This window comes from Streptomyces sp. NPDC000880, from assembly GCF_053599675.1.
The window spans coordinates 1-22,970 of the sequence record NZ_JBSFMS010000115.1 but is presented as its reverse complement, the minus strand read 5'-3'; the positions used below and the strand labels follow the sequence as shown (position 1 = coordinate 22,970).

20 protein-coding genes, 2 pseudogenes and 1 riboswitch are annotated in these 22,970 nt (G+C 70.0%); of the genes and pseudogenes, 9 read left to right on the top strand and 13 right to left on the bottom strand.

Translation table 11 applies throughout. From position 1 onward, the window contains the following. Positions 1–412, bottom strand: a pseudogene (locus ACWDO5_RS28300) (alpha-(1-2)-phosphatidylinositol mannosyltransferase); the annotation flags it as partial. 100 nt (positions 413–512) lie between these two features. On the opposite strand from ACWDO5_RS28300, the gene ACWDO5_RS28295 reads away from it, so the two are divergent. Then, on the top strand, positions 513–1,775 hold the full coding sequence (locus ACWDO5_RS28295) for a glycosyltransferase 87 family protein (protein ID WP_450533196.1): 1,263 nt from the start codon (positions 513–515) through the stop codon (positions 1,773–1,775). Here ACWDO5_RS28295 and ACWDO5_RS28290 read toward each other — a convergent pair. The 5 genes from ACWDO5_RS28290 to ACWDO5_RS28270 form a co-directional block, all read right to left on the bottom strand. Then, the gene (locus tag ACWDO5_RS28290; protein WP_450533195.1) at positions 1,729–2,961 is read right to left on the bottom strand and encodes a hypothetical protein; all 1,233 of its coding nucleotides are present in this window, start codon (positions 2,959–2,961) and stop codon (positions 1,729–1,731) included. The genes ACWDO5_RS28295 and ACWDO5_RS28290 overlap by 47 nt on opposite strands. Before the next feature lie 41 nt (positions 2,962–3,002). Continuing rightward, on the bottom strand, positions 3,003–4,031 hold the full coding sequence (locus ACWDO5_RS28285; protein WP_450533194.1) for an NlpC/P60 family protein: 1,029 nt from the start codon (positions 4,029–4,031) through the stop codon (positions 3,003–3,005). A 173-nt stretch (positions 4,032–4,204) separates the two neighbouring features. Further along, positions 4,205–5,230: an NlpC/P60 family protein gene (locus ACWDO5_RS28280; RefSeq protein WP_450533192.1), complete on the bottom strand. Its 1,026-nt coding sequence runs from the start codon at positions 5,228–5,230 to the stop codon at positions 4,205–4,207. 323 nt (positions 5,231–5,553) lie between these two features. Next, on the bottom strand, positions 5,554–6,915 hold the full coding sequence (locus ACWDO5_RS28275; RefSeq protein WP_450533191.1) for an NYN domain-containing protein: 1,362 nt from the start codon (positions 6,913–6,915) through the stop codon (positions 5,554–5,556). A gap of 35 nt (positions 6,916–6,950) precedes the next feature. Beyond that, entirely contained in the window at positions 6,951–7,193 is a 243-nt protein-coding gene (locus ACWDO5_RS28270; protein WP_450533190.1) for a hypothetical protein, read from the bottom strand. Positions 7,194–7,343: 150 nt separating this feature from the next. On the opposite strand from ACWDO5_RS28270, the gene ACWDO5_RS28265 reads away from it, so the two are divergent. The 7 genes and pseudogenes from ACWDO5_RS28265 to ACWDO5_RS28235 all read left to right on the top strand — a co-directional run bounded on the left by ACWDO5_RS28265 (position 7,344) and on the right by ACWDO5_RS28235 (position 13,573). Next, positions 7,344–8,087, top strand: a complete 744-nt coding sequence (locus ACWDO5_RS28265; protein ID WP_450533189.1) for a rhomboid family intramembrane serine protease — start codon at positions 7,344–7,346, stop codon at positions 8,085–8,087. Next, the gene (locus ACWDO5_RS28260; protein WP_450533188.1) at positions 8,084–8,365 is read left to right on the top strand and encodes an Lrp/AsnC family transcriptional regulator; all 282 of its coding nucleotides are present in this window, start codon (positions 8,084–8,086) and stop codon (positions 8,363–8,365) included. Before ACWDO5_RS28265 ends, ACWDO5_RS28260 begins: the two co-directional genes overlap by 4 nt. Positions 8,366–8,462: 97 nt before the next feature. Then, positions 8,463–8,759 (top strand): small hydrophilic protein, encoded by a 297-nt coding sequence (locus ACWDO5_RS28255; RefSeq protein ID WP_450533187.1) that lies wholly within the window; start codon positions 8,463–8,465, stop codon positions 8,757–8,759. Further along, on the top strand, positions 8,734–10,200 hold the full coding sequence (locus ACWDO5_RS28250; RefSeq protein WP_450533186.1) for an ATP-binding protein: 1,467 nt from the start codon (positions 8,734–8,736) through the stop codon (positions 10,198–10,200). The genes ACWDO5_RS28255 and ACWDO5_RS28250 overlap by 26 nt, the downstream gene beginning before the upstream one ends. Continuing rightward, on the top strand, positions 10,200–10,859 hold the full coding sequence (locus tag ACWDO5_RS28245; RefSeq protein ID WP_450533185.1) for a response regulator transcription factor: 660 nt from the start codon (positions 10,200–10,202) through the stop codon (positions 10,857–10,859). Before ACWDO5_RS28250 ends, ACWDO5_RS28245 begins: the two co-directional genes overlap by 1 nt. A gap of 61 nt (positions 10,860–10,920) precedes the next feature. Next, a pseudogene (locus ACWDO5_RS28240) lies at positions 10,921–12,356 on the top strand (SLC13 family permease). Next, entirely contained in the window at positions 12,353–13,573 is a 1,221-nt protein-coding gene (locus ACWDO5_RS28235; protein WP_450533183.1) for a glycerate kinase family protein, read from the top strand. The pseudogene ACWDO5_RS28240 and the gene ACWDO5_RS28235 overlap by 4 nt, the downstream one beginning before the upstream one ends. Here ACWDO5_RS28235 and ACWDO5_RS28230 read toward each other — a convergent pair. The 6 genes from ACWDO5_RS28230 to ctaE form a co-directional block, all read right to left on the bottom strand. Next, positions 13,513–15,048: an aminotransferase class V-fold PLP-dependent enzyme gene (locus ACWDO5_RS28230; protein WP_450533182.1), complete on the bottom strand. Its 1,536-nt coding sequence runs from the start codon at positions 15,046–15,048 to the stop codon at positions 13,513–13,515. The genes ACWDO5_RS28235 and ACWDO5_RS28230 overlap by 61 nt on opposite strands. 232 nt (positions 15,049–15,280) lie before the next feature. After that, positions 15,281–15,398, bottom strand: a riboswitch (SAM riboswitch). Positions 15,399–15,496: 98 nt separating this feature from the next. After that, a complete protein-coding gene (trpD, locus tag ACWDO5_RS28225) occupies positions 15,497–16,561 on the bottom strand; it encodes an anthranilate phosphoribosyltransferase (RefSeq protein ID WP_450533181.1) in 1,065 nt (354 codons plus the stop codon). Positions 16,562–16,713: 152 nt separating this feature from the next. Then, positions 16,714–18,339 carry a cytochrome bc1 complex cytochrome b subunit gene (gene qcrB, locus ACWDO5_RS28220; RefSeq protein ID WP_450533180.1) on the bottom strand — a complete coding sequence of 542 codons (1,626 nt, stop codon included), beginning with the start codon at positions 18,337–18,339 and terminating at the stop codon, positions 16,714–16,716. After that, positions 18,336–19,388, bottom strand: coding sequence for a cytochrome bc1 complex Rieske iron-sulfur subunit (gene qcrA, locus ACWDO5_RS28215; protein ID WP_450533179.1), 1,053 nt, complete (start codon positions 19,386–19,388; stop codon positions 18,336–18,338). Before qcrA ends, qcrB begins: the two co-directional genes overlap by 4 nt. Continuing rightward, a complete protein-coding gene (gene qcrC, locus ACWDO5_RS28210; RefSeq protein WP_450533178.1) occupies positions 19,385–20,194 on the bottom strand; it encodes a cytochrome bc1 complex diheme cytochrome c subunit in 810 nt (269 codons plus the stop codon). The genes qcrA and qcrC overlap by 4 nt, the downstream gene beginning before the upstream one ends. A 78-nt stretch (positions 20,195–20,272) precedes the next feature. Further along, positions 20,273–20,893, bottom strand: coding sequence for an aa3-type cytochrome oxidase subunit III (gene ctaE / locus ACWDO5_RS28205; protein ID WP_450533177.1), 621 nt, complete (start codon positions 20,891–20,893; stop codon positions 20,273–20,275). 167 nt (positions 20,894–21,060) lie between these two features. Between ctaE and ACWDO5_RS28200 the strand changes: the two genes are divergently transcribed. Next, positions 21,061–21,462, top strand: a complete 402-nt coding sequence (locus tag ACWDO5_RS28200; RefSeq protein ID WP_450533176.1) for a hypothetical protein — start codon at positions 21,061–21,063, stop codon at positions 21,460–21,462. Positions 21,463–21,579: 117 nt separating this feature from the next. Here ACWDO5_RS28200 and ACWDO5_RS28195 read toward each other — a convergent pair whose 3' ends face one another. Further along, positions 21,580–22,836, bottom strand: a complete 1,257-nt coding sequence (locus tag ACWDO5_RS28195) for an Ig-like domain-containing protein (protein ID WP_450533175.1) — start codon at positions 22,834–22,836, stop codon at positions 21,580–21,582. Positions 22,837–22,970 lie beyond the last annotated feature (134 nt).

The window sequence follows — 22,970 nt, the reverse complement described above, 5'->3', positions numbered from 1 at the left end:
CCCGCCGCCGCGGCGGGCCCGCGGGCCCCCCCCCCCCCCCCGCCGCCGGGCCGGGCGGGGCCCCCCCCCGCCCCCCCCCCCCGCCCCGGCCCCGGCCCGGGGCCATCAGCCCGAGCGGGGCGGCCGCCCCGAACCACACGGATTCGCAGCCGTGCTCGCGCAGCAGCTGGGTCGCCCTTCGGGTGACGCGCGGGGTCGGCAGCAGCATCGTCGTACGGTCCCGTACGACCGTGAAGGGCTGCTCGGCATCGAACGCGGCGGTCGCCTCGGCACCCTCGCGGCCGCGCTTCCAGGTGGAGGCGTAGACGACGAGCTGCTCCGGGTCCAGCCGCAGCGCCATGTTGTGCAGGAACGCCTGGATGCCGCCGGGCCTGGGCGGAAAGTCGTTGGTCACGATCAAGGTCTTGTGCATCGTCGCCGACAGTACCCAACGGCCCCGCCTCACCGCTCACGTACAGCCCTGCCCGGCATCATGGGCAATCTCAATTCCTCATGAATGGGATGAGGTACTCATGGCGGGCGCAAGCGGCAGCGGCACGCGGCTTCCCCTCCCGGTGTGGATCCTCCCGGTGTGGATCATAACCAGGACCGCGCTGCTGCTCTGCGTCTTCAAGGTCGTCATCTTCCCCGGCCCCGACGTGACCAGCGACATTTCGGTGATCTACCAAGGCTGGTACGAGGTGCTGAAGACCGGCACCTTCCCGGTGTACGACGTCACCTGGCAATACCCTCCCGCCGCCGCGCTCGCGATCCTCTCCCCCGCCCTGCTGCCCTTCCTCGGCTACGCATCGGCCTTCTTCGTCCTCGCTCTGCTCTGCGACGCGCTGGTGCTGAGCCTGCTGCTGTACGCCGGCGGGCGGCCCGGCAAGTCGCAGCGCGGCAGCTGGGTGTGGGTCGCGGGCGTGCCTCTGCTGGGCCCCACCGCGTACGCCCGCTACGACCTGATGGTCACGGCCGTCGCCGTCGCCTCCCTGCTGGCCGGGGCACGCCATCCGCGCACCCTGGGCGCGCTGGCGGGCTTCGGCGCCCTGCTGAAGGTCTGGCCGCTGCTGCTGATCGTGGGCACCCCGCGCGGCCGGGCCACCCGCCGCTCCTGGGCCACCGCGGCGGGCACGACGGCCGCCCTGGCGCTGCTGCTCTTCGCGGCGATGCCGGGCGCGCTGGCCTTCCTCACCTTCCAGCGCGACCGGGGCACCGAGATCGAGTCGCTGGGCGCGCTGGTCTTCCATGTGGCCCGGCACTTCGGCTGGCAGGGCGAGGTGCTGCTGAACTACGGGTCGGTCGAGTTCGTCGGCCCGTACGTCACTCTCGTCTCCACGCTCGCCCTCGCCCTCAGCCTCCTCGCCTTCGGCTGGCTGGTGCTGTGGCGGCTGCGGGTCAAGAGGTTCGCGCCGAGCACGCCGTGCGACGCGGCGTTCGCCGCGGCGTTGCTGTTCACCACCACAAGCCGGGTGATCAGCCCCCAGTACATGATCTGGCTGATCGGCCTGGCCGCCGCCTGCCTGGCCTTCCGGGGCAGCCGGATGGCCGTGCCCGGCCGGCTGGTGCTGGCCGCCACAGGGGTCACGCTGCTGGAGTTCCCGGTCGGGTTCTCGTACGTGGTGGCCGGCGACCCGCTGGGCGTGCTGCTGCTGGCCGTACGCAATGGGCTGCTGGTCGCGGCGACGCTGACCGCGTGCCTGCGGCTGTGGCGGCAGACGGTGACCGAACCGCGCCACCGCCTGCCGCTCAGCCGTCCAGCTGCTCGCGCAGATAGTCCCGCCAGCGCACCGTGAAGTCCTCCCGCGTCATGCCCAGTACATCGGCCATCGCCTTCTCGACCGCGGCCGCCCGGTGCTTCCCCGCGCCGACGGCCCGGTAGAACGACGTCAGCTTCTTCTCCCCCCAGCGCGCGGCGATCAGCTCGCAGGCCAGCCAGCCGCCCTCGTACGCGCGCGCCAGCTTGTCCCCGTCGCCGCCGAAGCCGAAGTCCTCGTCGGTCGGCAGTGCGGCCGGCACATCACCGCGAATGACCGCGCGCTGGAGTTCGGGCGCGGTCTGCCCGGCACTACGGCCCGTGCCTCGGTACGCCGCCCAGTCGGCGAAGCCCTCCGAGAGCCACATCGGGGTGGCCGCCGATGTGTACGCGCGCGTAGCCACATGGGCCGCCTCATGCGTGAGCACGATGCCCTGGCCGAAGTCGCCGAGCGCTCCGTACGCCTCGGGGTTGACGATCACCCGGTCCGCGGGCGCTGTCCCGGCCGCCCCGGTCTCGCCAGTGGTGACCGCCGCGATCCCCCGGAACCCCGCCGCGGGCGCCCCCAGCAGCCCTCCCAGGGCGTCCAGCGAGGCAGGGACCAGGATCACCACGCGCCCCGCCCAGGGGGAGGGCCAGGCGTCGGAGACGGCGGGCACGGCCCGGTCGGCGTTCGCCGCGACGGCGCGCAGCCGCTTCACGTCCTGGCCGACGGCGAGGACCAGGCTCCGCCTGCCCCGGACGACCTGGACGTCGCCCTGCTGCCAGATCTGCTGGACGCCCTGTTTGGTCGCGCGGTCGGCCGTGATGTACCAGCGGCCCTCGTGTTCGGCAAGCTCCAAGGTGCGGGAGGCGGTCACCGGGGCGGTGTCGTAGCCGTCGATGCGGTAGCGCAGTTCGGCCTCGGCGACCGCCCGCGCGCCCTGCCGTTTCACATCGCTCAGCCGGTACTCCCAGGAGCGCAGCGGCACATCCGCGAGGTTGTGGAACTCCCTGCGCTCGGTCGCCCGCAGCACCGGGGCCCTGGGATCGAGCGCGGCCAGATAGGAGCTCTCGTCATGTCCGAGGACGGCGGCCGCGCGGCCGTCCAGCGTGCGCCGGATGTCCCGCATCGTGGTGTCGGGCCCCTCGGGAGCCGCGCAGCCGGATGTCAGCAGGGCGGCGGCGAGGCCCAGCCCCGCCGCACGCCGTACCGCCCGACGCCCCATGCGCCCCTGACCTGCCACCTGGTCGATCGTACGGAACGCGGCGCGGAGCGGAACACGGCTCAGACGCGGGTGACCGACGAGATCGGCATCATGCCGACCGGGTCGTAGCGCACCGGCGCTCCGGGGTAGGGCGCGTGCACGACCTGCCCGTTGCCCATGTACATCCCGATATGACTGGCGTCGCTGCGGTACGCCACCAGGTCGCCGGGCCGCGCCTGGGACAGCGACACCTGCCGGCCCGCATACCGCTGCGCCTGCGAGGTGCGCGGCAGCCCGACGCCCGCCTGCGCGTACGACCACTGGGTGAGCCCCGAACAGTCGAAGCTGGAGGGCCCGTTGGCGCCCCACACATAGGGGCGGCCGACGGCGCTGCGGGCCGCCATCACAGCGGCGGCCGCCCGCGCGGAGGCGGGCGCGAGGCCGGAGAGCTCGGGCAGGGAGCCGCGGCCGGAGCGGGATGCCCGGCCGAAGGCGGCGCGGTACTCGGCCGGAAGGGAGTTCAGCAGCCGCTGCGCCTCGGCGAGTTTGCGCTCGACGGTGCGCTTGTGGTGGGAGACGGCGGTCCGGCTGCGCTCCAGTTCCACAAGGTCGTGGGAGGCCTCCGTGCGCTCCTGGCCGAGTCTTCGCTGCGCCCGCCGAAGGTCCCGCAGGTCAGTCGCCTGCCGCTCGCCGATCCGGTCCAGGGTCGCCGCCTTGTCGAGGTAACTTTCCGGGTCCTCGGAGAGCAGCAGGGCGAGGGCGGGGTCCATGCCACCCGACCGGTACTGCGCGCCCGCGACCGAACCGAGCGCTCCCCGCATCCGGTTGACACGCTCCTGGCCGCGGGCCACGCTGTCCTGCGCCTGCGCCACCTGCTCGCGCAGCCGCTCGACCCGCTCACCGGCCTTGTTGAAGTGCTCGGTGGCCTGCTCGGCCTCCGCGTACAGCCGGTCGACCTGGGCCCGGGCGCTCTCCGCGGTGTCATACGGGTCAGCGCTCGCCGGTGCGCCCCCGAGCGCCGCAGCGGCCGTCGCCGCCGCGGCGGACAGGAAGGTGACCCGGACACTCTGAGTGAGGCCGGACTGTGAAAGCCGTCGATGGGGCGCCACGATCCGCGCTCCCTTCCGCTGTACGAGGGATGTTGCGCGGCAGACAGTAGCCGGGCGATCACACAGCGGCCAACGACCCTGACATGCACAGAAAGTGACGCCCCGCCGGAGATCACAGGTCACCGGCGGGGCGCGACGTCAGTTACAGGTGCGGGAAATCGCCCGATTGGGCGTCAGATGCGTACGCCGAACTGGAACGGCATGTTGTTGATCGACTCGTAGCGCACGCTGGCACCGGGCTTCGGGGCGTGCAGCACCTGGCCGTTGCCCGCGTAGAAGCCGACGTGGTGCATGTCGCCGTAGAAGATAACCAGGTCGCCCTGCTGGAGCGCACCCTGCGAGTAGATCCGGGTGCCGGCGCTGGCCTGCGACTGGGAGGTGCGCGGTATGGAGACACCGGCCTGCGCGTACGCCCAGGAGGTCAGCCCGGAGCAGTCGAAGGAGCTGGGGCCGGAGGCGCCGTAGACGTACGGCGAACCGATCTTGCTCTGGGCGGCGGAGAAGGCCGCGCCCGCGCGCTGCGAGGCGGGGAGAGCGTTGCCGAGGTCAGCGCGCGAGCTGGCGCGGTTGGCGCGGGACTCGTCGGCGGAGAGCGCGGCACGCTCCTGCGCGGTGAGCGAGTTGAGGAGCTTCTGCGCGGCGGCGAGCTTGGTCTGGACTTCCTTCTTCTTCTCGCCGAGCACCTTGCGGGTGCTGGCCAGGTCGCCGAGCTTGTCCTGGGCCTCCTTGCGCTGCTGCGCGAGGGTCCGCTGCTTGGCCTGGATCTCGGCCAGCGCCTCGGACTGCTTGGCGCCCAGCTGGTCAAGCGCGGAGGCCTTCTCCAGGTAGGTGTCCGGGTCCGAGGAGAGGAAGAGCTGCACCGCGGGGTCGATGCCGCCGGAGCGGTACTGGGCGCTCGCCACCGAACCGAGGCCGTCGCGCAGGGTGTTGAGCTCGTCCTGTCCGCGGGCGACCTTGTCCTGCAGAGCGTCGACCTGCTTCTGGAGCTTCCCCTGCTGCTCCTTGGCCCCGTTGTACTTCTCGGTGGCCGCCTCTGCCTCTTCGTAGAGCTTGTCGACCTTCTCCTTGACCTCGCTCTTGCTCGGCTTCGGTTCGGCCTGGGCGGCCTGGGAGGTCAGGGCTACGGCCGCGGCAGCGGTCGCAGTGAGCACGGTCACACGGGTGCGGCTCGGCTGCTTGGGACGACGGTGGGACGCCACGAAGGCGAGCTCCTTCTTCCTCGAGCCGCCTACCGGGCTGTGGGGGTTGAATCCCCGGCGTCCGCACTTCGGGTCCTTACGGGGAAACAAGGACTGAACTGCACGAACTCGGCGGTTCCTTCGCTGTCGCCCCGGGTGAGCGATCAACCGCGCGAAGGTTCGAAGCCCGACCCTAGTGACCTTCCTGTGATCAGTTCAAATCTTGTCGAGAAAAATCTCGGTCGCTGAGCGCATTCTTTACCCGCATCACACGCGTAGTAATGGTCACTTGACACTACGTCCGTCACACAAGCAACTAATTCGGGCATTTGGCATGGCAGTTACTAGACGCGCGAAAGCCGCTTCAGCAACAAGGTGGACGCAACGGGCCTCGCGCCCGCCTTCGCCACTCCGTCGGCGACTTCGCGGTCGGTGGAGACCACCACCACGGGGCGCCCCGGCGGCTCCGCCCGTACCAGCTGACGGATCAGTTCGTCGGCGGTCACACCCGGCTTGGAGAACAGCACCCGCACTCCGCGCGGCGGTGCCAGCAGCACCGGAGCCGCCAGCTCCGCCCCGTCGAAGACACATGTGATCTCGGCGCCGGTCTGCGCCGCGAGCATCGAAAGACCGCCGAGCAGCCGCAGCCGCTGCTTCTCCAGAGGCATCGTCGGATAGCCGGTCTTGGTGACGTTGTAACCGTCCACCACCAGATGCGCCTGTGGCAGCGCGAGCAACTGGTCAAGGAGTGCCGGATCAGTCTCGGAGAGCGCACGGGCCGCGATGTCCTTGGGCGACATACGGCCCGGCTCGACCGCGTCGACCGTGTCGGCGGGATGGACGGCGGCGGGCGGCAGGGCCAGTTCCCGGCGCAGCCCCTGGGCCGCGTCGAGCACCGTGTCCAGCAGCAGCCGCAGCCGCATGTCCTCGATCGAGCGACCCTCCCGGGCGGCCCGGCGGCTCGCCTCCACCGCGGCCTCCGCCTCGCCGAGACGGGCCTTGAGCCGACGGCTCTCGCTCTCGGCCGCCGAGACCTGCGCCGCGGCCTCCGACCTGATGGCTTCGATATCGGCGTCTCTACGGCGCAGAGCGGCCTCGCCGCGCTTCACATCGCTCTGGGCGCTGCGCAGCTTTCGGCGAAGCGTTTCGGTTTCCTTGCGGGCCGCCTCCAGCTCCGTGCGCAGCCGCTCGGTCTCGCTCTTGGTCAGGCCGCGCGCTTCCGTCAGCTCCTCGCGCAGCCGCTCCAGCTCACGCCGCCCCGCTTCGTCGGCGCGCTCGGCGTCCGCGCGCATGGCCTCCTCGCCCGCGGCGGCGACAAGTTTCACCCATCCTGTGGGTCGCAGCACATAGGCGGCGGCGGCCACATCGATGGGGTCGGCGGCCGCGGGCGGCGATCCGGACTCCAGCGCCCCGGACAGCTCCGGCTGGGCCTGGCTGAGCCGCTCGGCGATGCGCTGCCGGAAGACCGGGTCGCTCTCCAGGGCGGCGGCCATCGCGTTGCCCGCGAATTTGGCGCGCCGGGTGGGGGTGAACCGGGCGTACTGCCGCAGCTGGGCCGGAAGTTCGGCAACGGTCAGGCCGCCGAAAGCGTCCGAGACCAGCGCCATGACCCTGCGCCGTACGCCTTCCGGCAACGGGCGGTCGAGCGCCTCGGCGGCGCCACCGGCCGCACCGGCCGGCTCAGCGCCGCTTGCAGGCTGCTCCACGATCCGTCACCCCACTACCCGTTCGGGCCGCTCCCTCAGGAGCCGGCGCCCGGCCTGTCCACCAGCTCGATCTGGTCCACCGCGTTGCACCAACGGCAGCGCACCGCCTCGATGGTCTCACTGACCACCTCGCGCTCCTCGACCGTCGGCTCGCCGGCCAGGTCCAGATGGACGTACTCGACGACCTTGGAGGAACGGGTGACGTCGAAGCGCGTGAGGTTGCCACAGAGCGTGCAGCGCCAGCGGGTACCGGCCGTCGGCGAGGGAACCGTCGTCATCGTGCCGTCCTTTTTTGTCGTGCGGGTGCAGGTGCCGCTGTGCGCCGTCGAACCGCGGATGTACTGCCCGTAACCCTACGGCCTCGCAGGTACCCGATGGCGCGGCGAGGCACTCTGTACCGTTCAGTCCCACTACGCCATGCTCTGTCCATGATCAGTTGGCAGGGTGCGGCACGGGGTGCGGTACGGGGCGCGGTGACGGGGCCCTCGGTGACATACGGCGTGATCGCGTTCTGCTGTGCGGTGTTCGTCCTCAGCCCGGTCTCGGGCCTCAACCCGGTGTACGGCACCGGTGACGCGCTGCTCACCGCCCAGAGCGCGTACTTCGAACGCTGGGGCGTGATCCCCGCGGAACTGCTGAACACCTCCCCCGGCACCCTCCGCCCGCTCCTCACCCCTCTCACCGCCCTCTTCGTCCACGGCACCTGGCTGCATCTGCTCGGCAACATGCTCTTCCTCTACGTCTTCGGGGCGATGGCCGAGGAGCGCATGGGGCGGCCGGAGTTCGCCCTCTTCTATCTGGGCTGCGGCTATCTCGCGCTGCTCGCCTACGCGGTGGCCAACGCCGACTCCGAGCAGACCCTGGTGGGAGGCTCCGGGGCGATCTCGGGCGTACTCGGCGCGTTCCTCTTCCTCTTCCCTAAGGCCCGGGTCACCAGTCTCTTTCCATTCCTCTTCTTCCTGCCGCTGCGCTTCCCCGCGTGGATCGTGCTGATCTTCTGGTTCGTCCTCCAGTGGCTGGCGGCACAGAGCGCGGGCAGTGGCCCCGGCGTCGCGTATCTCGCGCATCTGGTGGGGTTCGTGGCCGGGTTCGTCTACGCCTGGGGACGATTCCGGCGTGCGACTAGAGTGAAGGCCCAAACAGCGGCCACCGAGGGAGAAAGCCAACCGTGATCACCGCGATCGTGCTCATCAAGACCAGCGTGGACCGCATCCCGGAGATCGCGGAGTCGATCGCCGCGCTGGACAGCGTCAGCGAGGTCTTCTCCGTCACCGGTACGTACGACCTGATCGCGATGGTGCGGGTGGCCAAGCACGACGACTTGGCGGACGTCATCCCGGGCCGCATCAGCAAGATCCCGGGCGTCGAGGGCACGGACACGCATGTGGCGTTCCGGACGTATTCGCAGCACGACCTCGAGGCGGCGTTCGCGATCGGCCTGGACTCGTAGCGCCCGAGGAGCCGCGGCCCCCGACAGACCCCGCAGATGAACAAGCCTTCATCTTCCCCTCATCCCCGGGGTGCGCCGACGGCCGCAGGATTGCCGTATGGCTTTCTCCCACCGCATGGCAACGCTCGCGGCGGTTGTCGCGATTCCTCTGGGCGTCGCCGCGACCAGCTACGCGCTGACCGACAGCCCCAAGCCCCCTACGGTCCCGCGCGAGGTGCAATTGGACAGCACGCCGAGCAGAACCACGACACCAGGCGCGTCCCGCTCACCGACCGCGCCCGGCCCACCGCCGCCAACCCCGTCCGCCACGGGTACGGCACCGATCGACTCGGTCGTGCCGGGGCCCTCGGCCACCGGTGACGACGACGATGACGACATCGGTGACGAAGGCTGACTCCCGCCGGATCTCCGCCCGGGTACGGATCCTGCTGTGGCTGCTGGCCGTGATGGCCGTGGCGCTGGCCGCCGTCGCCACGACCACCCGGTCGATCCTGCTTCGCGATGTGGACCACCGGATCAGCCGGCTGCTGGCCCAGGAGACCCGCGAGTTCGCGAACTTCGTCGACCAGGGCGTGGACCCGAGGACCGGCGAACGCTTCACCGACTCGCGACGGCTGCTCGAAGTCTTTCTCCAGCGCCAGTACTCCGACCCCGACGAGGAACTCCTCGGCCTCACCCCGGCCCCGGGGCCCCGGCCCCATGTGATCCGGCAGTCCCGTGACATCCCTGCCGAGATCGCCCTCTACCGGGACGGCGCCGCCCTCTCCCGGATCTACACATCCGGGGACTGGGCCGGCACCCTGGACCGGCCGCGGGGCGAGATCCGCTGGGCCAAGGTCGCCATCGGCCCCGGTGCCACCGGGGCCGTGCCGGGCGCTTTCGTCGTCGCCTTCCACTCGCAGAACGAACGGGCCGTCGCGGACGAGACGTTCCGTACCCTGCTGGTCATCTCCGGGGTGGCGCTGCTGATGACCACCGGGATTGGCTGGGCCGTCGCGGGGCGCATCCTGGCCCCGGTACGGGTGGTTCGCATGACCGCCGCCCAGCTCACCGAGCAGGATCTGACCCGGCGCATCCCCGTGGAAGGCCGGGACGACATCGCGGCGCTCGCCGAGACCTTCAACGCCATGCTCGACCGGCTGGAGCGGGCGTTCGCGGCACAGCGGCAGTTCGTCGACGACGCCGGCCATGAGCTGCGTACCCCCATCACCATCGTCCGCGGTCACCTGGAGCTGATGGGAGACGATCCGGCGGAGCGGGAGGAGACCGTACGACTGGTCACCGACGAGCTCGACCGGATGAGCCGCATCGTCGAAGACCTGCTGCTGCTCGCCAAGGCCGAGCGGCCCGACTTCATCCGCCCGGAACCGGTGCAGCTCGGCGAGTTGACGGCGGACGTCTTTGTGAAGGCGCGGACGCTGGGCGAGCGCGAGTGGGTGCTGGACCAGGTCGCCGACCGGGAGACACCGCTCGATCCGCAGCGGATCACCCAGGCGATGGTGCAACTCGCGCAGAACGCGGTGCAGCACACCGTGCCCGGGCAGCGGATAGCGATCGGATCACGGATCGTGTGCGGCGGGCGGAGTGAGCTGATCGAGCTGTACGTCGCCGACAGCGGCCCCGGCGTGCAGGAGCAGGACACCGAAGTGATCTTCGAACGGTTCCGGCGCGGCACCGCCCGACGCGGTGCCCGCACCGCGGGCGCGGGCCTGGGCCTCGCCATCGTCAAAGCGATCGCCGAAGGCCACCGGGGCCGGGTCGAACTGCGCCCGGCCGAGGGCGGCGGGGCCACCTTCGTGCTCATCCTCATGCTGGAGATCCTGGAGACGAGTTGATGACCCGCATTCTGATCGCCGAGGACGAGGAGCGCATCGCGTCCTTCGTGGAGAAGGGCCTGCGCGCCAACGGCTTCACCACCACGATCGCCGCCGACGGCGACACCGCCTTCGGGTATGCCGCCACCGGCGGCTTCGACCTGGTGGTGCTGGACATCGGGCTGCCCGGCAGGGATGGCTTCACGGTGTTGCGGCAGCTGCGTGAGGCCCAGGTGAGCGTGCCCGTCATCGTGCTGACGGCACGGGATTCGGTACGGGACACGGTCGCCGGACTCGAAGGCGGCGCCGACGACTGGATGACCAAGCCTTTCCGCTTCGAGGAGCTGCTCGCCCGGGTGCGGCTGCGGTTGCGTACGGCGGCCCGCGCGCCCGAGGTGACGGTGTTGCGCAGCGGCGACCTCAGCCTGGATCTGCGTACCCGCAGGGCCCGCGCCGCCGCGCGGACCGTGGATCTGACGGCCCGTGAATTCGTGCTGCTGGAACTGTTCCTGCGCCACCCCGGCCAGGTCCTGTCGCGGGAGCAGATCCTCTCCCATGTATGGGGCTACGACTTCGACCCCGGCTCCAACATCGTGGACGTGTACGTCCGGGCGCTGCGCATGAAGCTGGGCGCCGAACGGCTGGAGACCGTACGGGGCATGGGTTACCGCATGCCGTAGATGAAGTTCCCTTCACCACGCGCTCATTCCGGGTTCACGGCACGCACCAAAGCTGTTCATCGTGACCATCTCGCTGCGGCAGACGGTGTGGCTGTGTGCCGCGCTCGGCGTCTGCGCCCTGCTCGCCGTACCGGGCAATGTCCCGGGCCTCGGCGGTGACGCCCGGCTCACCCTCGCTGTGTTCGCCCTGGCCACCTGTGCCTGGGTCGCGACCCCGGTGGACGACACCTATGTTGCGCTGGGCGCGGGCCTGGCGCTCACCGCGACCGGGGTGATCAGCAGCGAGACGCTCTTCGCGACGCTGGGCGACGAGACGGTGTGGTTGCTGATCTGCGCCTTCGTGCTGGCGGCGGCGGTCACCAGGACCGGACTCGCGGGACGGGCGGCGGCCTTCCTGGTCAGCGGGGCGCGTACGGTACGGCAGCTGGTGCATCTGACCACCGCCGCGCTGGTCGTCACCGCCTTCGCGGTGCCGGCCACCTCCGGGCGGGCTGCCCTGGCCCTGCCCGTCTTCCTGGCGCTCGCCCGGGTCCTGGCCGACCGCCGCCGGCTGGTCGTGATGCTGGCGCTGCTCTTCCCCACCGTGATCCTGCTCTCCGCCGTGGCCACCCTCATCGGCGCGGGCGCCCACCTGATCACCGTCAGTGTGCTGTGGGAGCAGACCGGCGAGCGGCTCGACTTCGGGCAGTGGCTGCTGCTCGGACTGCCGCTCGCGATCACCTCCTCCCATCTGGCGGCGGAGGCCGTGCTGCTGACCACGACATCGCGCGCGGAGCGGCGCGGTCCCGTCCGGATCACCGCCGCCGACATCCAGGAGCACTCCAAGGCTCCGGTCACCGGCTCGCTTACGACCTCGGAGGCGCGCTCCGCGCTGCTGATGGGGACGGTGGTGCTGCTGTGGTGCAGCGAGCCACTGCACGGGATGTCACCCGCCGTCGTCGCGCTGATCGGCGCGGTGGTCGCCGCGTCGCCCGCGCTCGGCACCGTACGGCTCAAGGAAGGGCTGACGAACGTGCCCTGGCCGCTGCTGCTCTTCATGGCAACCACGATGGCGATGGGTGTCGCGCTCGCCGAGTCCGGCGCGGCGAAATGGCTGTCGGCGGCTTCCCGGGCGGCTCGTCGCTACCGCCGTGGGTCTTCCTCGCGGCCGTGATCCTGATCAGTACGGCGGCCCATCTCGTTCTCCAGTCCCGCTCCGCCCGCTCCTCCGTGCTCGTCCCACTGGTGGTCGCCGCGGCCGTCGGTGCCGGCGTCAACCCGATGGCCGCCGCGCTCGCCTCCACCGCAGCGGCCGGTTTCTGCCACACCCTGCCCGCCTCCGCCAAACCGGTCGCGCTGTTCTGCGACCTACCGGACGGCATCCCCACCTACACCACCCGCGACCTGCTGCGGCTCTCGGCCGTGGTCGCACCGCTGACCGCAGCGCTGGTGCTGCTCTTCGCCCTCGTCGTCTGGCCGCTGCTCGGCGTGCCCGTCCTTCTGGAGACCCAGCCATGAGCTACCGCATCGCCGTCGCCCCCAGTGGCTTCAAGGAGTCGCTCTCCGCCCACCAGGCCGCCGAATTCATCGCGGAAGGCCTGCTGCGGGTCGTCCCGGACGCGCACCTGGATCTGATCCCGCTGGTCGACGGGGGTGAGGGCACCGCCGAGGCGCTGGCCACGGCGACCGGCGGCCGACTGGTGCCATGGACCGCCACCGGGCCCCTGGGCTCCCCGGTGCCGAGCCACTTCGCGCTGCTGGGCTCGACCGCCCCCGAGGCGCCGACCGCGGTCGTCGAGATGGCGGCCGTCGCGGGCCTCTCGCTGGTTCCGGCGAACCGCCGCGATCCCGGCGCCACGACGACGTACGGCGTCGGCGAGCTGATCCGCGCCGCGCTCGACCAGGGGGTGAGCCGCATCCTCGTCGGCTGCGGCGACTCCGGTACGTCGGACGGCGGCGCGGGCGCGCTCCAGGCGCTCGGGGCCCGGCTGCTGAACGCGCAGGGGCGAGAACTCCCCCACGGCGGGGCGGCGTTGGCGTCCCTCGACCGGATCGACACCAGCGGGCTCGACCCCCGGCTGGCCGGCACCGAACTGCTGGTCGCCTGCAATCCGTTCAATGTGCTGTGCGGCGAGCATGGCGTCGCCCGCGTCTTCGGCCCCCAGAAGGGAGCGAGCCCCGCGCAGGTCGAGGAGGTCTCCGCCGCCCTGGAGCACTGGGCGGCCGTCCTCACCCGGGACCTTCGTCCCGGTGTCGATCTGTGCCGGGGACCTGGCACCGGAGCCTCGGGCGGCCTGGGCGCCGGACTCGCCGCGCTCGGCGCCCGGCTCCTGCCCCGCTTCGAGGTGCTGCTGAACCATCTCGACCTGGACACCCGGCTGGCCCTGGCCGACCTGGTCGTCACCGCCGAAGGAGCACTGGACCGGCAGACTCCCCGGGGAAAGATCCCCGCCGAAGTGGCGCACCGCGCCAAGGGGTTCGGCCGGCCCGTCCTCGCTCTCGCGGGCACCATCGGTGAGGGGGCGCACATGGTGCGCGGCGCGGGCGTGGACGCCTACAGCTCGATACTGCCCGCCCCCGTCTCGCTGAGCGAAGCCCTCGGCCGAGGCGGCGAATTCCTCGCCGACGCGGCCGAGCGTGCGCTGCGGATGATCCTTATGGGAACCCGGCTGCCTCAGTTGCCGCTGCCGCCCGAGTCCCGGTCCGGGACGCAGCGGCCATCCTCCGTGCGGTAGTTCCACTTGGCGCCCTCGCACACCAGCTCCTTCACCGCCCGTACGAAACGCTCCACATGCTCGTCCGGCGTACCCGCCCCGAAGCTCACCCGGATCGCGTTCAGCGAGCGAAGCGATGTGGGGGTCCCCCCGGCCGAAGGCTGGGGGAGTTCGCCCGGCTCTGCCTCCGGCGCACCGCACTCGCCCACCTCCTGCGGGTCGCTGCCCAGCAGGGTCCGCACCAGCGGGTGGGCGCAGAACAGCCCGTCCCGTACGCCGATGCCGTACTCCGCCGAGAGCGCGGCCGCGAAGTGCGAGCTGTTCCAGCCCTCGACAACGAAGGAGATGACGCCGACCCGCGTGGGGGTCCCCCCAGCGGAACGCGAGGGGGAGTCGTCCCCGAACAGCGAGAGCACCTTCACCTCGGGCACCTCGGCCAGGCCCGCGCGTACCTTCGCCACGAGCCGCTGCTCCCGGGCGACCAGGTTGTCGAAGCCCGCCTCGGTGAGCGCCTTGCAGGCGGACGCGATGGAGTAGACGCCGATGACGTTCGGCGAACCGGCCTCGTGGCGGGCGGCCGTGGTGTGCCAGTCGACGTCCACGCCGCCGTCCGCGCGCCGAGCGACCTTGCGCGAGGCACCGCCGCCCGCGAGGTACGGCTCCCCGTCCTGCAACCAGTCCGCGCGGCCCGCGAGCACGCCCGAGCCGAACGGCGCGTACAGCTTGTGCCCGGAGAAGGCCACCCAGTCGACGTCCAACTCCTGTACGGAGACGGGGTGGTGGGGCGCGAGCTGAGCGGCGTCGAGCACGATCCGGGCGCCGTGTGCATGGGCGGCGGCGGCTAGCTCCTTCACCGGCCACAGCTCACCGGTGACATTGGACGCGCCAGTGACGCAGACCAGCGCGGGGCCGTAGGGGTCCCGGTCGGCGAGCGCCCGCTCCAGCGTCCGCACCGCCTCCGCCGGTGTACGCGGCGCGTCCAGATACGTCACCCGGCGAGCGAAGCGAGATGGGGGTCCCCCCGGCCGAAGCCTGGGGGACGGCCACGGCAGCAGCGACGCGTGGTGCTCCGTCTCGAAGACGAATACCTGGCAGTCGGCGGGGATCACGGCCGCCAGCAGGTTCAGCGAGTCGGTCGTGGAGCGGGTGAAGACGACCTGGTCGCCCGGGCGGCAGTCGAGGAACTCGGCGACCGTGACCCGGCTGTTCTCGAAGAGGTCGGTGGACAGCTGCGAGAGATACCCGGCGCCGCGGTGCACGCTGCCGTAGTACGGGGCGTACGCGGCCACGTCGTCCCACACCCGCTGCAGGGCCGGGGCGCTCGCCGCGTAGTCGAGGGCGGCGTAGGTGACTTCGCCGCCGGTGACGAGCGGGACGGTGACGTCGCGGCCGAGCACCGGAAGCGGCGGGGCACAGGCGGGGGCGGACTCGGCGAGTGCGACAGCGGTGGCGGTTGTGGCGCCGGCGGCGGCAACGGCGTTCGGGCGTGCGGACATGGCAGTATCTCCCGGCAGGACAAGGCTGGGGGTCCCCCCGACGAAGTTAGGGGGAGGCTTCGGTAGAACCTGTGGCGGCGGCACTCGACGGCCGCTCGGCGCACAGGGTTGTTGCCTCGAACACACGGCGACGGCCGCACGGAGGCGTACTGAAGAAGGGGCTTTGGAGCCCTATCGCATTCGCTTGCTCACGAGACTGCTCCCTTGAGGACCAGGACCCAGGGATTGCAGGGGTCCGCGCTTGCCGCAGACCTTTCTGCCTACGGCCTGGTCTTCACCCGGGGCACCCCGCCACGGACGGAGGGTTGCCGGACAGCGAGCCGGGGCCGTAATCGCTGTCACTCATGACCTTGAAGGGCATCCTGCCATACGCCACACCGCGCGCAAGGCGGGGTCCAGCTCCTGAGACAGGAAACCGGACCACGCCTTGCCTCACGCCACCGCGGCCTCAGGCGTTGCTCGCGGCCACCCACCGCTCGAGCACCGCTCTGGCCGCGCCCGAATCGATCGACTTGGCGGCCCTTTCGATGCCCGCCGCCAACTGCTCGTTCAGCGTGCCGTCCGTCGGCTCCAGCGCGACGAGAGCCGCCGCCGAGTTGAGCAGCACCGCGTCCCGTACGGGCCCGGTCTCGCCGCCGAGCAGCCGGCGCGCGACATCCGCGTTGTACGAGGCGTCGGCGCCCCGCAGAGCCTCGACCGGCACGATGCCGACGCCGATGTCCCGCGGGTCGAAGGTCTCCTCGCGCACCGCCCCGTCCCGTACCACCCACACCCGGGAGGTCGCCGTCGTGGTCAGCTCGTCGAGGCCGTCGTCGCCGCGGAAGACCAGCGCCGAGGAACCGCGCTCGGCCAGCACACCGGCCACAATCGGCGCCATCCGCGCGTCCGCGACACCGGTGGCCTGCGCCTTCACCTTCGCCGGGTTGGTGAGCGGGCCAAGGAAATTGAACGTGGTGCGGATGCCCAGCTCCTTGCGGGCGGCCGCCACATGCCGCAGCGCCGGGTGGAACTTCACCGCGAAGCAGAAGGTGATGCCCGCCTCCTCCGCGACCTGGGCGACCCGTTGCGGGGTGAGCTCGAGATTGACGCCGAGCTTCTCCAGTACGTCGGATGCGCCGCTCGCCGACGACGCGGCGCGGTTGCCGTGCTTGACGACCTTCGCGCCCGTCCCCGCGACCACGATCGCCGACATGGTGGAGATGTTCACGGTCTTGGCGCCGTCGCCGCCGGTCCCGACGATGTCGACGCTCGGCCCGGGCACCTCGATCAGGTTCGCGTGCGCGTACATGGTCCGTACGAGACCGGAGATCTCCTCGACGGTCTCGCCCTTGGCACGCAGGGCGACCGCGAAGCCTGCGATCTGCGCGTTCGTCGCCTCGCCGCTGAGGATGCGGTCCATCGCCCACGCGGTGGCCTCCGCGCTCTGGTCGCGGTTGTCGAGGAGAGCGTTCAGCACCCCGGGCCAGGAGAGGTCCGCCACGCTGTCGCCGCCAACCGGGGTCACAACGTTCATGGTCCACTCCTGGGTCCACAGCCGAACAGGGATGGCTCCACCCTATCCAGCCCGGCAGACAGCGAAGAGCCCCGTCCGACGAATGGACGGGGCTCTTCCCCAGCTACCGCTGGGAGGTTCCCCCAGCTGTGGCGACCTCGCGGTCGGGTGGATCAGTGGTGGCCGTGGCCGCTCGTGATCTCCTTGTACTCCTCGACCGTGGGCTTGGGGATCTGGCTGTCCGGCCCGTAGAAGGCCTTGCTGAGCTTGGCCCGCAGCTTCTCCGTGAGCTTCACCTTGCGCTCGACGCCGTTCTCGTCGACCGTCGGGCCGATCTCGACCGGCTTGGGCTGCTCGTACGCGGTGAGCGTGTACAGCTCGGCCTGCGAGAGCGGCTCGTGGATCTCGACGAACTCACCGTGCGGCAGACGCTTGATGATGCCGGACTCGCGTCCGTGCAGCACCTTGTCCCGGTCGCGGCGCTGGAGACCCAGGCAGATCCGCTTGGTGACGATGAAGGCGATGACCGGGCCGACGAAGAACGCGATCCGGGCGAACCAGGTGATGGTGTTGATCGACAGGTGGAAGAAGATGGCGACCATGTCGTTTCCACCGGCGATCAGCAGGATGACGTACCAGGTCAGCCAGGCCACACCGAAGGCCGTACGGGTCGGGACGTTGCGCGGGCGGTCCAGGATGTGGTGCTCGCGCTTGTCCCCGGTGACCCAGGACTCGATGAACGGGTAGACCGCGATCACCGCAAGAATCAGCGGGAAGATCATCAGCGGAATGAACACACCCAGGGCGAGGGTGTGGCCCGCGAAGTTGATCTCCCAGCCGGGCATGGCCCGGATCAGGCCCTCGGAGAAGCCCATGTACCAGTCCGGCTGAGCGCCGGTGGACACCTGGTCCGGACGGTAGGGGCCGAGCGCCCAGATCGGGTTGATCGACGCGACCGCGGCGACGATCGAGATGAGGCCGAAGACCAGGAAGAAGAAGCCTCCGGCCTTGGCCATGTAGACCGGCAGCAGCGGCATGCCGACGACGTTGTTGTTCGTACGTCCGGGGCCCGGGAACTGCGTGTGCTTGTGGTAGAAGACCAGGATCAGGTGGGCCACCAGCAGGCCCATCATGATGCCCGGCAGCAGCAGGACGTGGATCGAGTAGAACCGGCTCACGAAGTCCCCGCCGGGGAACTCCCCGCCGAAGAGGAAGAACGACATGTACGTGCCGACGATCGGCATGGAGAGGATCGCGCCCTCCATGAACCGGACACCCGTACCGGACAGCAGGTCGTCGGGGAGCGAGTAGCCGGTGAAGCCGGTGAACATGCCCAGCACCAGCAGCAGGAAGCCGAACAGCCAGTTGATCTCACGCGGCTTGCGGAAGGCGCCCGTGAAGAAGACGCGCATCATGTGCACGATCATGGCCGCGACGAAGATCAGCGCCGCCCAGTGGTGGATCTGCCGGATCAGCAGACCGCCGCGGACGTCGAAACTGATGTCCAGTGTCGAGGCGTACGCCTCGGACATCCGGATGCCCTGCATGGGCACGTGCGAGCCCTCGTACACGACCTCGTTCATGCTCGGGTGGAAGAACAGCGTCAGATACACACCCGTGAGGATGATGATGATGAAGCTGTAGAGGGCGATCTCACCCAGCATGAAGGACCAGTGGTCCGGGAAGATCTTCCGCAGGTTGGCCTTGGCCAGGGAGTAGATCCCGAGCCGGCCGTCCGCCCAGTCTGCGACCCGCTCACCCGCGGGTGCCTTGCGGTTCGTCTCAGATGTAGTACTCATCCGCGCTCCCAGAAGGAAGGACCGACGGGCTCTTCGAAGTCGCCGAGCGCCTCAAGGTTGCCCTCGGCGTTCACGCCGATCCGCAGCTGCGGGAGGGCGTGGCCGGCCGGGCCGAAGATGACACGGGCGCCGTCGGAGAGGTCGAAGGTGGACTGGTGGCAGGGGCAGAGCACGTGGTGCGTCTGCTGCTCGTACAGGCTGATCGGGCAGCCGACGTGGGTGCAGATCTTCGAGTACGCCACGATGCCCTCGTGCGACCACTCGAGTTCGCGCTTGTCCTTGATGTCGTCGGGCTTGATCCGGACGATCATCAGGGCCGCCTTGGCGATTTCCTTCTGGAAGTCGTGGCTGTCCTCCTCCAGGCCCTCGGGCATGGCGAAGGTCAGCGAACCGACGACGATGTCCTCGGGACGCAGCGGCTCATTCGTGTTCATGTTGATGAGCTGCTTGCCCTTGGCCCACAGGGTGACCCGCAGCTTCTTCTCGGGCAGCGGGCCCAGGTCGCGCAGCAGCACCACACCGGAGAGCGGCACCAGCGCCAGCGCGCCGAACATGGTGTTGCGGATCAGCTTGCGCCGGCCGAGGCCGGACTCCTCGGCGCCCGCCGCGAAGTCGGCCATAACCTTGGCCTTGACCTCGGGCTCGGCCGCGATGGGGTGCCGCTCGTCGGCGACCTCCACATCGGACATCAGGGTGCGGGCCCAGTGGACCGCGCCCGCGCCGATACAGAAGAGGGCGACGCCGAGCGTGGTACCCAGCGCGAAGTTGAGCGCGCTCACATGGCCGATCGGCCAGATGAACACGATCTTGTCGACCGGAAAGACGACATACGAGGCGATGAAGGCGACGGTGGCCAGCATCGACAGCGTGAACAGGAAGGCGACCGCGCGCTCGGAGCGCTTGGCGGCCCGCTCGTCGATGTCCTGGATGCGCGGCTTGTGGGGCGGCAGCCCCGGATCCGCGAACGGGTCGTCGGCGACCTTTACCGTGCCGTGCGCGGCGTCCCGCTCAGCGGGCAGGTTCTCTTCTGGAATCTCTTGGCTACTCATGACTTCTTGGCCTTAGCGGTGTGGGCCGCGACCCAGACGGCAACTGCGATCAGTGAACCCAGCCCGAAGACCCAGCCGAACAGACCCTCGCTGACGGGGCCGAGCCCACCCAGCTTGAGGCCTCCAGGGCTCGCGGCCTGGTCACTGTTCACGGTGTGGAGGTACGCGATGATGTCCCGCTTCTGCTGCTCCGGCAGCGTCGTGTCGGGGAAGGAAGGCATGTTCTGCGGGCCGGTCTGCATGGCCTCGTAGACATGCTTGGGGTCCACGTCCTCAAGGTTCGGGGCGTACTTGCCGTCCGTCAGGGCACCGCCCTCACCGGTGAAGTTGTGGCACTGGGCGCAGTTGGTGCGGAACAGGTCGCCACCCTTGGCGATGTCCGCGCCCTGGGGGCTGTACTGCTTCTCGGTCGGCGTGATCGGACCGGCGCCGAGGGAAGCGACGTACGCCGCGAGCTGGTCAATCTCGCTCTGCGAGTAGATGACCTTCTTCTTCGGCACCTGGGGGCCGGGCTGCTGGGCCGGCATCCGGCCCGTGCCGACCTGGAAGTCGACGGCGGCGGAGCCGACGCCGACCAGGCTCGGGCCGTCAGAGGTGCCCTGACCGCCGGTTCCGTGGCAGCTGGCGCAGCCGACGGTGTAGAGCTTCTTGCCCTCCTTGATGGCGAGGGACTGGGCGGTTTCATCGGCCTGCGCCTTGTCCGCGGGTGCGAACGCGGCGTACAGCCCCCCAGTAGCCGCCAGCGCGAGGAGTAGGACGACGACCGCCGCCAGCGGATGGCGTCGTCGTGAGGAGAGCTTTTTCACGGATTACCCCGGTGTCAGGATCTTCTGCGTCGATGCTTCTGGACTGTGTCTGCTTCAGGCAGCGAGCTGCCCGCGCCGTTACTTGATCATGTAGATCGTGGCGAAGAGGCCGATCCAGACGACATCGACGAAGTGCCAGTAGTAGGACACGACGATGGCGGCGGTTGCCTGCTCGTGAGTGAATCTCCTGGCCGCGTAGGTCCTGCCGAGAACCAGCAGGAAGGCGATGAGTCCGCCCGTCACGTGCAGACCGTGGAAACCGGTGGTCAGGTAGAACGCCGAGCCGTACGGGTCGGAGGACAGCGAGAGGCCGTCCTTCTTGACCAGCTCGGTGTACTCGAAGACCTGACCGCCGATGAAGATCGCACCCATCACGAAGGTGATCACGAACCAGGTGCGGAGCTTCTTCACATCACCGCGCTCAGCGGCGAAGACGCCGAGCTGGCAGGTGAGGGAGGAGAGCACCAGGATCGTGGTGTTCGTCGCCGAGAACGGGAAGTTGAGGGCCGAAGCCATTTCCTTCCAGTGCTCGGCGCCCGTCACCGATCGCAGGGTGAAGTACATCGCGAAGAGGGCCGCGAAGAACATCAGCTCGGAACTCAGCCAGATGATGGTTCCGACACTGGTGAGGTTCGGCCGATTGACCGACGGGTGCGCGTGCCCGGTTTCTACTGTCGTTGCTGTCGCCACGACCGACATTATGTCGGTCGCTTATCCCGCCCTCACTCCGGGGGTGCCGTTCGGTGTGTCCGTGGGCTTTGTCCAGCCCGAACGGCCCATCGAAGCACCGCCCGAACTGCTGTTGACAGGGAGTCGGACGGAGTAGCATCCGGCGCATCGGTTCCTGATCCAACGACGGAGGAACAATGCAGGCGACTGCCACGGTCCTGGTCTACAGCGACGACGCGGGCACCCGCGAGCAGGTCCGGCTGGCGGCGGGACGCAGGCCGGCGGCCGACGTACCGCCGGTGGAGTTCCTGGAGTGCGCGACCCTGCCCGCTGTACTCAAGGCGCTGGACGAGGGCGGTGTCGACGTCTGCGTGCTGGACGGCGAGACGGTTCCGGCCGGCGGCATGGGCGTGTGCCGGCAGATCAAGGACGAGATCTTCAATTGCCCGCCGGTGCTGCTGCTGATCGGCCGCCCACAGGACGCCTGGCTGGCCACCTGGAGCCGTGCGGACGCCGCGGTGACCCTTCCGGTCGATCCGGTGGAGTTCGCGGACGCGCTGGCCGCTCTGCTGCGCGGCCGGCTCGGCGTCGACGCGTAGGACCAGGGGACGCCAGGCCCGGGACCGTCAGGTCTGGGCCGATCAGAGCTGGACCCGTCAGAGCTGGACCCGTCAGACCTGGGCCGGTCAGACCTGGATCCGTCAGACCTGGGCCGGTCAGACCTGGGGACGCAGCCGCGCCACCGCCGTGGGGTCGCTGCCGTCCCTGGTGTCGGCCACCAGGGCGCTGCCCTTGCGCCACTTGTCCCAGGGCACGTTCCAGTCGCCGAAGCCGTTGCCGAACGTGTCCATCTCGTTCCCCTGGCTGTTTATGACCTTGACGATGTCGCCCTCACGGACGGTCTCGTAGAACCACGCGGCGTTGCCGGTCGACATCCCGGTGCAACCGTGGCTGACGTTCGCGTATCCCTGTGAGCCGACGGACCAGGGCGCGGCGTGGACGTACTCACCGCTCCAGGTGACGCGTGTCGCGTAGTAGACGGGCAGGTCGTACGACTCGGAACTGCCCTCGGCGATTCCGATGCTGGTGCCGCGCATCCGTACGAAGTACTCCTTGCCGAGCACGACCTTGATTCCGTTACGGGTGGAGAAGCCGGGCTTGCCCGTGGTCACCGGAATGGTGTTGATCACTTCTCCGTTGCGCAGGACCGTCATGTTGTGCGCTCCGGCGTCGGTGATGGCCTCTATACGGTCCCCAATGGTGAGCCCCAGCGGTTTCGAGGCGGAGCCGTAGATCTTGTCGGACACCTTGACGCCCTGGAGGTTGCTGGTGGCGCTGACGGTCGCGCCGGTGGGCCAGTACTCCTTCGGGCGGAAGTGCAGCTTCTTGTCGTCGACCCAGTACCAGGAGCCCTCCACGGAGGGCTCGGACTCGACCCTCAGAGCGCGCTCGACGACGGCTCTGGCCTCCTTGGCCTTGACCGGAGCGCTGAGCTCCGCGGTTATTGGCTGGCCGACGCCGTACGTGCCCGCCTTCGGGCCGAACTCGACCGTCAGCAGCCGCTTGGCGGGAGACGTCTCGAAGGTGAGCGTGCGGGCGCCCGGGTGGCCGTCCTCGTCCTCCGTGGAGACCTTCACGGTGTACTTGACGCCTGCCGACAGCGGCGCGGTGGAGCGCCACCGGGCGCCGTCCGCGGACAGTTCGCCCGCGAGGTGGTGGCCCGAGTCGTCGATGACCGTCACATCGGTGATCCGCCCGCTGTCGCCACCGTCCGTGGTGACTTCCAGGGGCTTGTCGGGGTCTACCTTGACGCCGCCTATAGGCGTGTTGAAGGAGACCTGTTCCGCCGCGTCGAAGGGCTTCGCTGCGAGCGGATGGCTGTCGGAATCGCCGCACGCAGTCGCGGCCGCCCCGAAGGACACGACCAGCAGGGTGCAGCTGAGAACGGTGCGGAAGCGAGGCGTGTGGTTCATAAGCACACGCTATGAAGACATGTCTGCAACGGCGCGCGGAGTGACTCCAAACGAGGGGCCCGGATCCCCCTCAGGAGTGAGGGGGATGCGGGCCCCGGCCCGCGGGGGGCCCCGGAAGGGCGCCGGGGTGTTGG

Excerpts from the sequence above, each read along its gene's own strand:
- ACWDO5_RS28295 (WP_450533196.1), top strand. The coding sequence starts at position 513 with ATGGCGGGCGCAAGCGGCAGCGGCACGCGGCTTCCCCTCCCGGTGTGG.
- ACWDO5_RS28270 (WP_450533190.1), bottom strand. The coding sequence starts at position 7,193 with ATGACGACGGTTCCCTCGCCGACGGCCGGTACCCGCTGGCGCTGCACG.
- ACWDO5_RS28265 (WP_450533189.1), top strand. The coding sequence starts at position 7,344 with ATGATCAGTTGGCAGGGTGCGGCACGGGGTGCGGTACGGGGCGCGGTG.
- ACWDO5_RS28255 (WP_450533187.1), top strand. The coding sequence starts at position 8,463 with ATGGCTTTCTCCCACCGCATGGCAACGCTCGCGGCGGTTGTCGCGATT.
- ACWDO5_RS28250 (WP_450533186.1), top strand. The coding sequence starts at position 8,734 with ATGACGACATCGGTGACGAAGGCTGACTCCCGCCGGATCTCCGCCCGG.
- ACWDO5_RS28245 (WP_450533185.1), top strand. The coding sequence starts at position 10,200 with ATGACCCGCATTCTGATCGCCGAGGACGAGGAGCGCATCGCGTCCTTC.
- ACWDO5_RS28235 (WP_450533183.1), top strand. The coding sequence starts at position 12,353 with ATGAGCTACCGCATCGCCGTCGCCCCCAGTGGCTTCAAGGAGTCGCTC.
- ACWDO5_RS28230 (WP_450533182.1), bottom strand. The coding sequence starts at position 15,048 with ATGTCCGCACGCCCGAACGCCGTTGCCGCCGCCGGCGCCACAACCGCC.
- trpD (WP_450533181.1), bottom strand. The coding sequence starts at position 16,561 with ATGAACGTTGTGACCCCGGTTGGCGGCGACAGCGTGGCGGACCTCTCC.
- qcrB (WP_450533180.1), bottom strand. The coding sequence starts at position 18,339 with ATGAGTACTACATCTGAGACGAACCGCAAGGCACCCGCGGGTGAGCGG.
- qcrA (WP_450533179.1), bottom strand. The coding sequence starts at position 19,388 with ATGAGTAGCCAAGAGATTCCAGAAGAGAACCTGCCCGCTGAGCGGGAC.
- ctaE (WP_450533177.1), bottom strand. The coding sequence starts at position 20,893 with ATGTCGGTCGTGGCGACAGCAACGACAGTAGAAACCGGGCACGCGCAC.
- ACWDO5_RS28200 (WP_450533176.1), top strand. The coding sequence starts at position 21,061 with ATGCAGGCGACTGCCACGGTCCTGGTCTACAGCGACGACGCGGGCACC.
- ACWDO5_RS28195 (WP_450533175.1), bottom strand. The coding sequence starts at position 22,836 with ATGAACCACACGCCTCGCTTCCGCACCGTTCTCAGCTGCACCCTGCTG.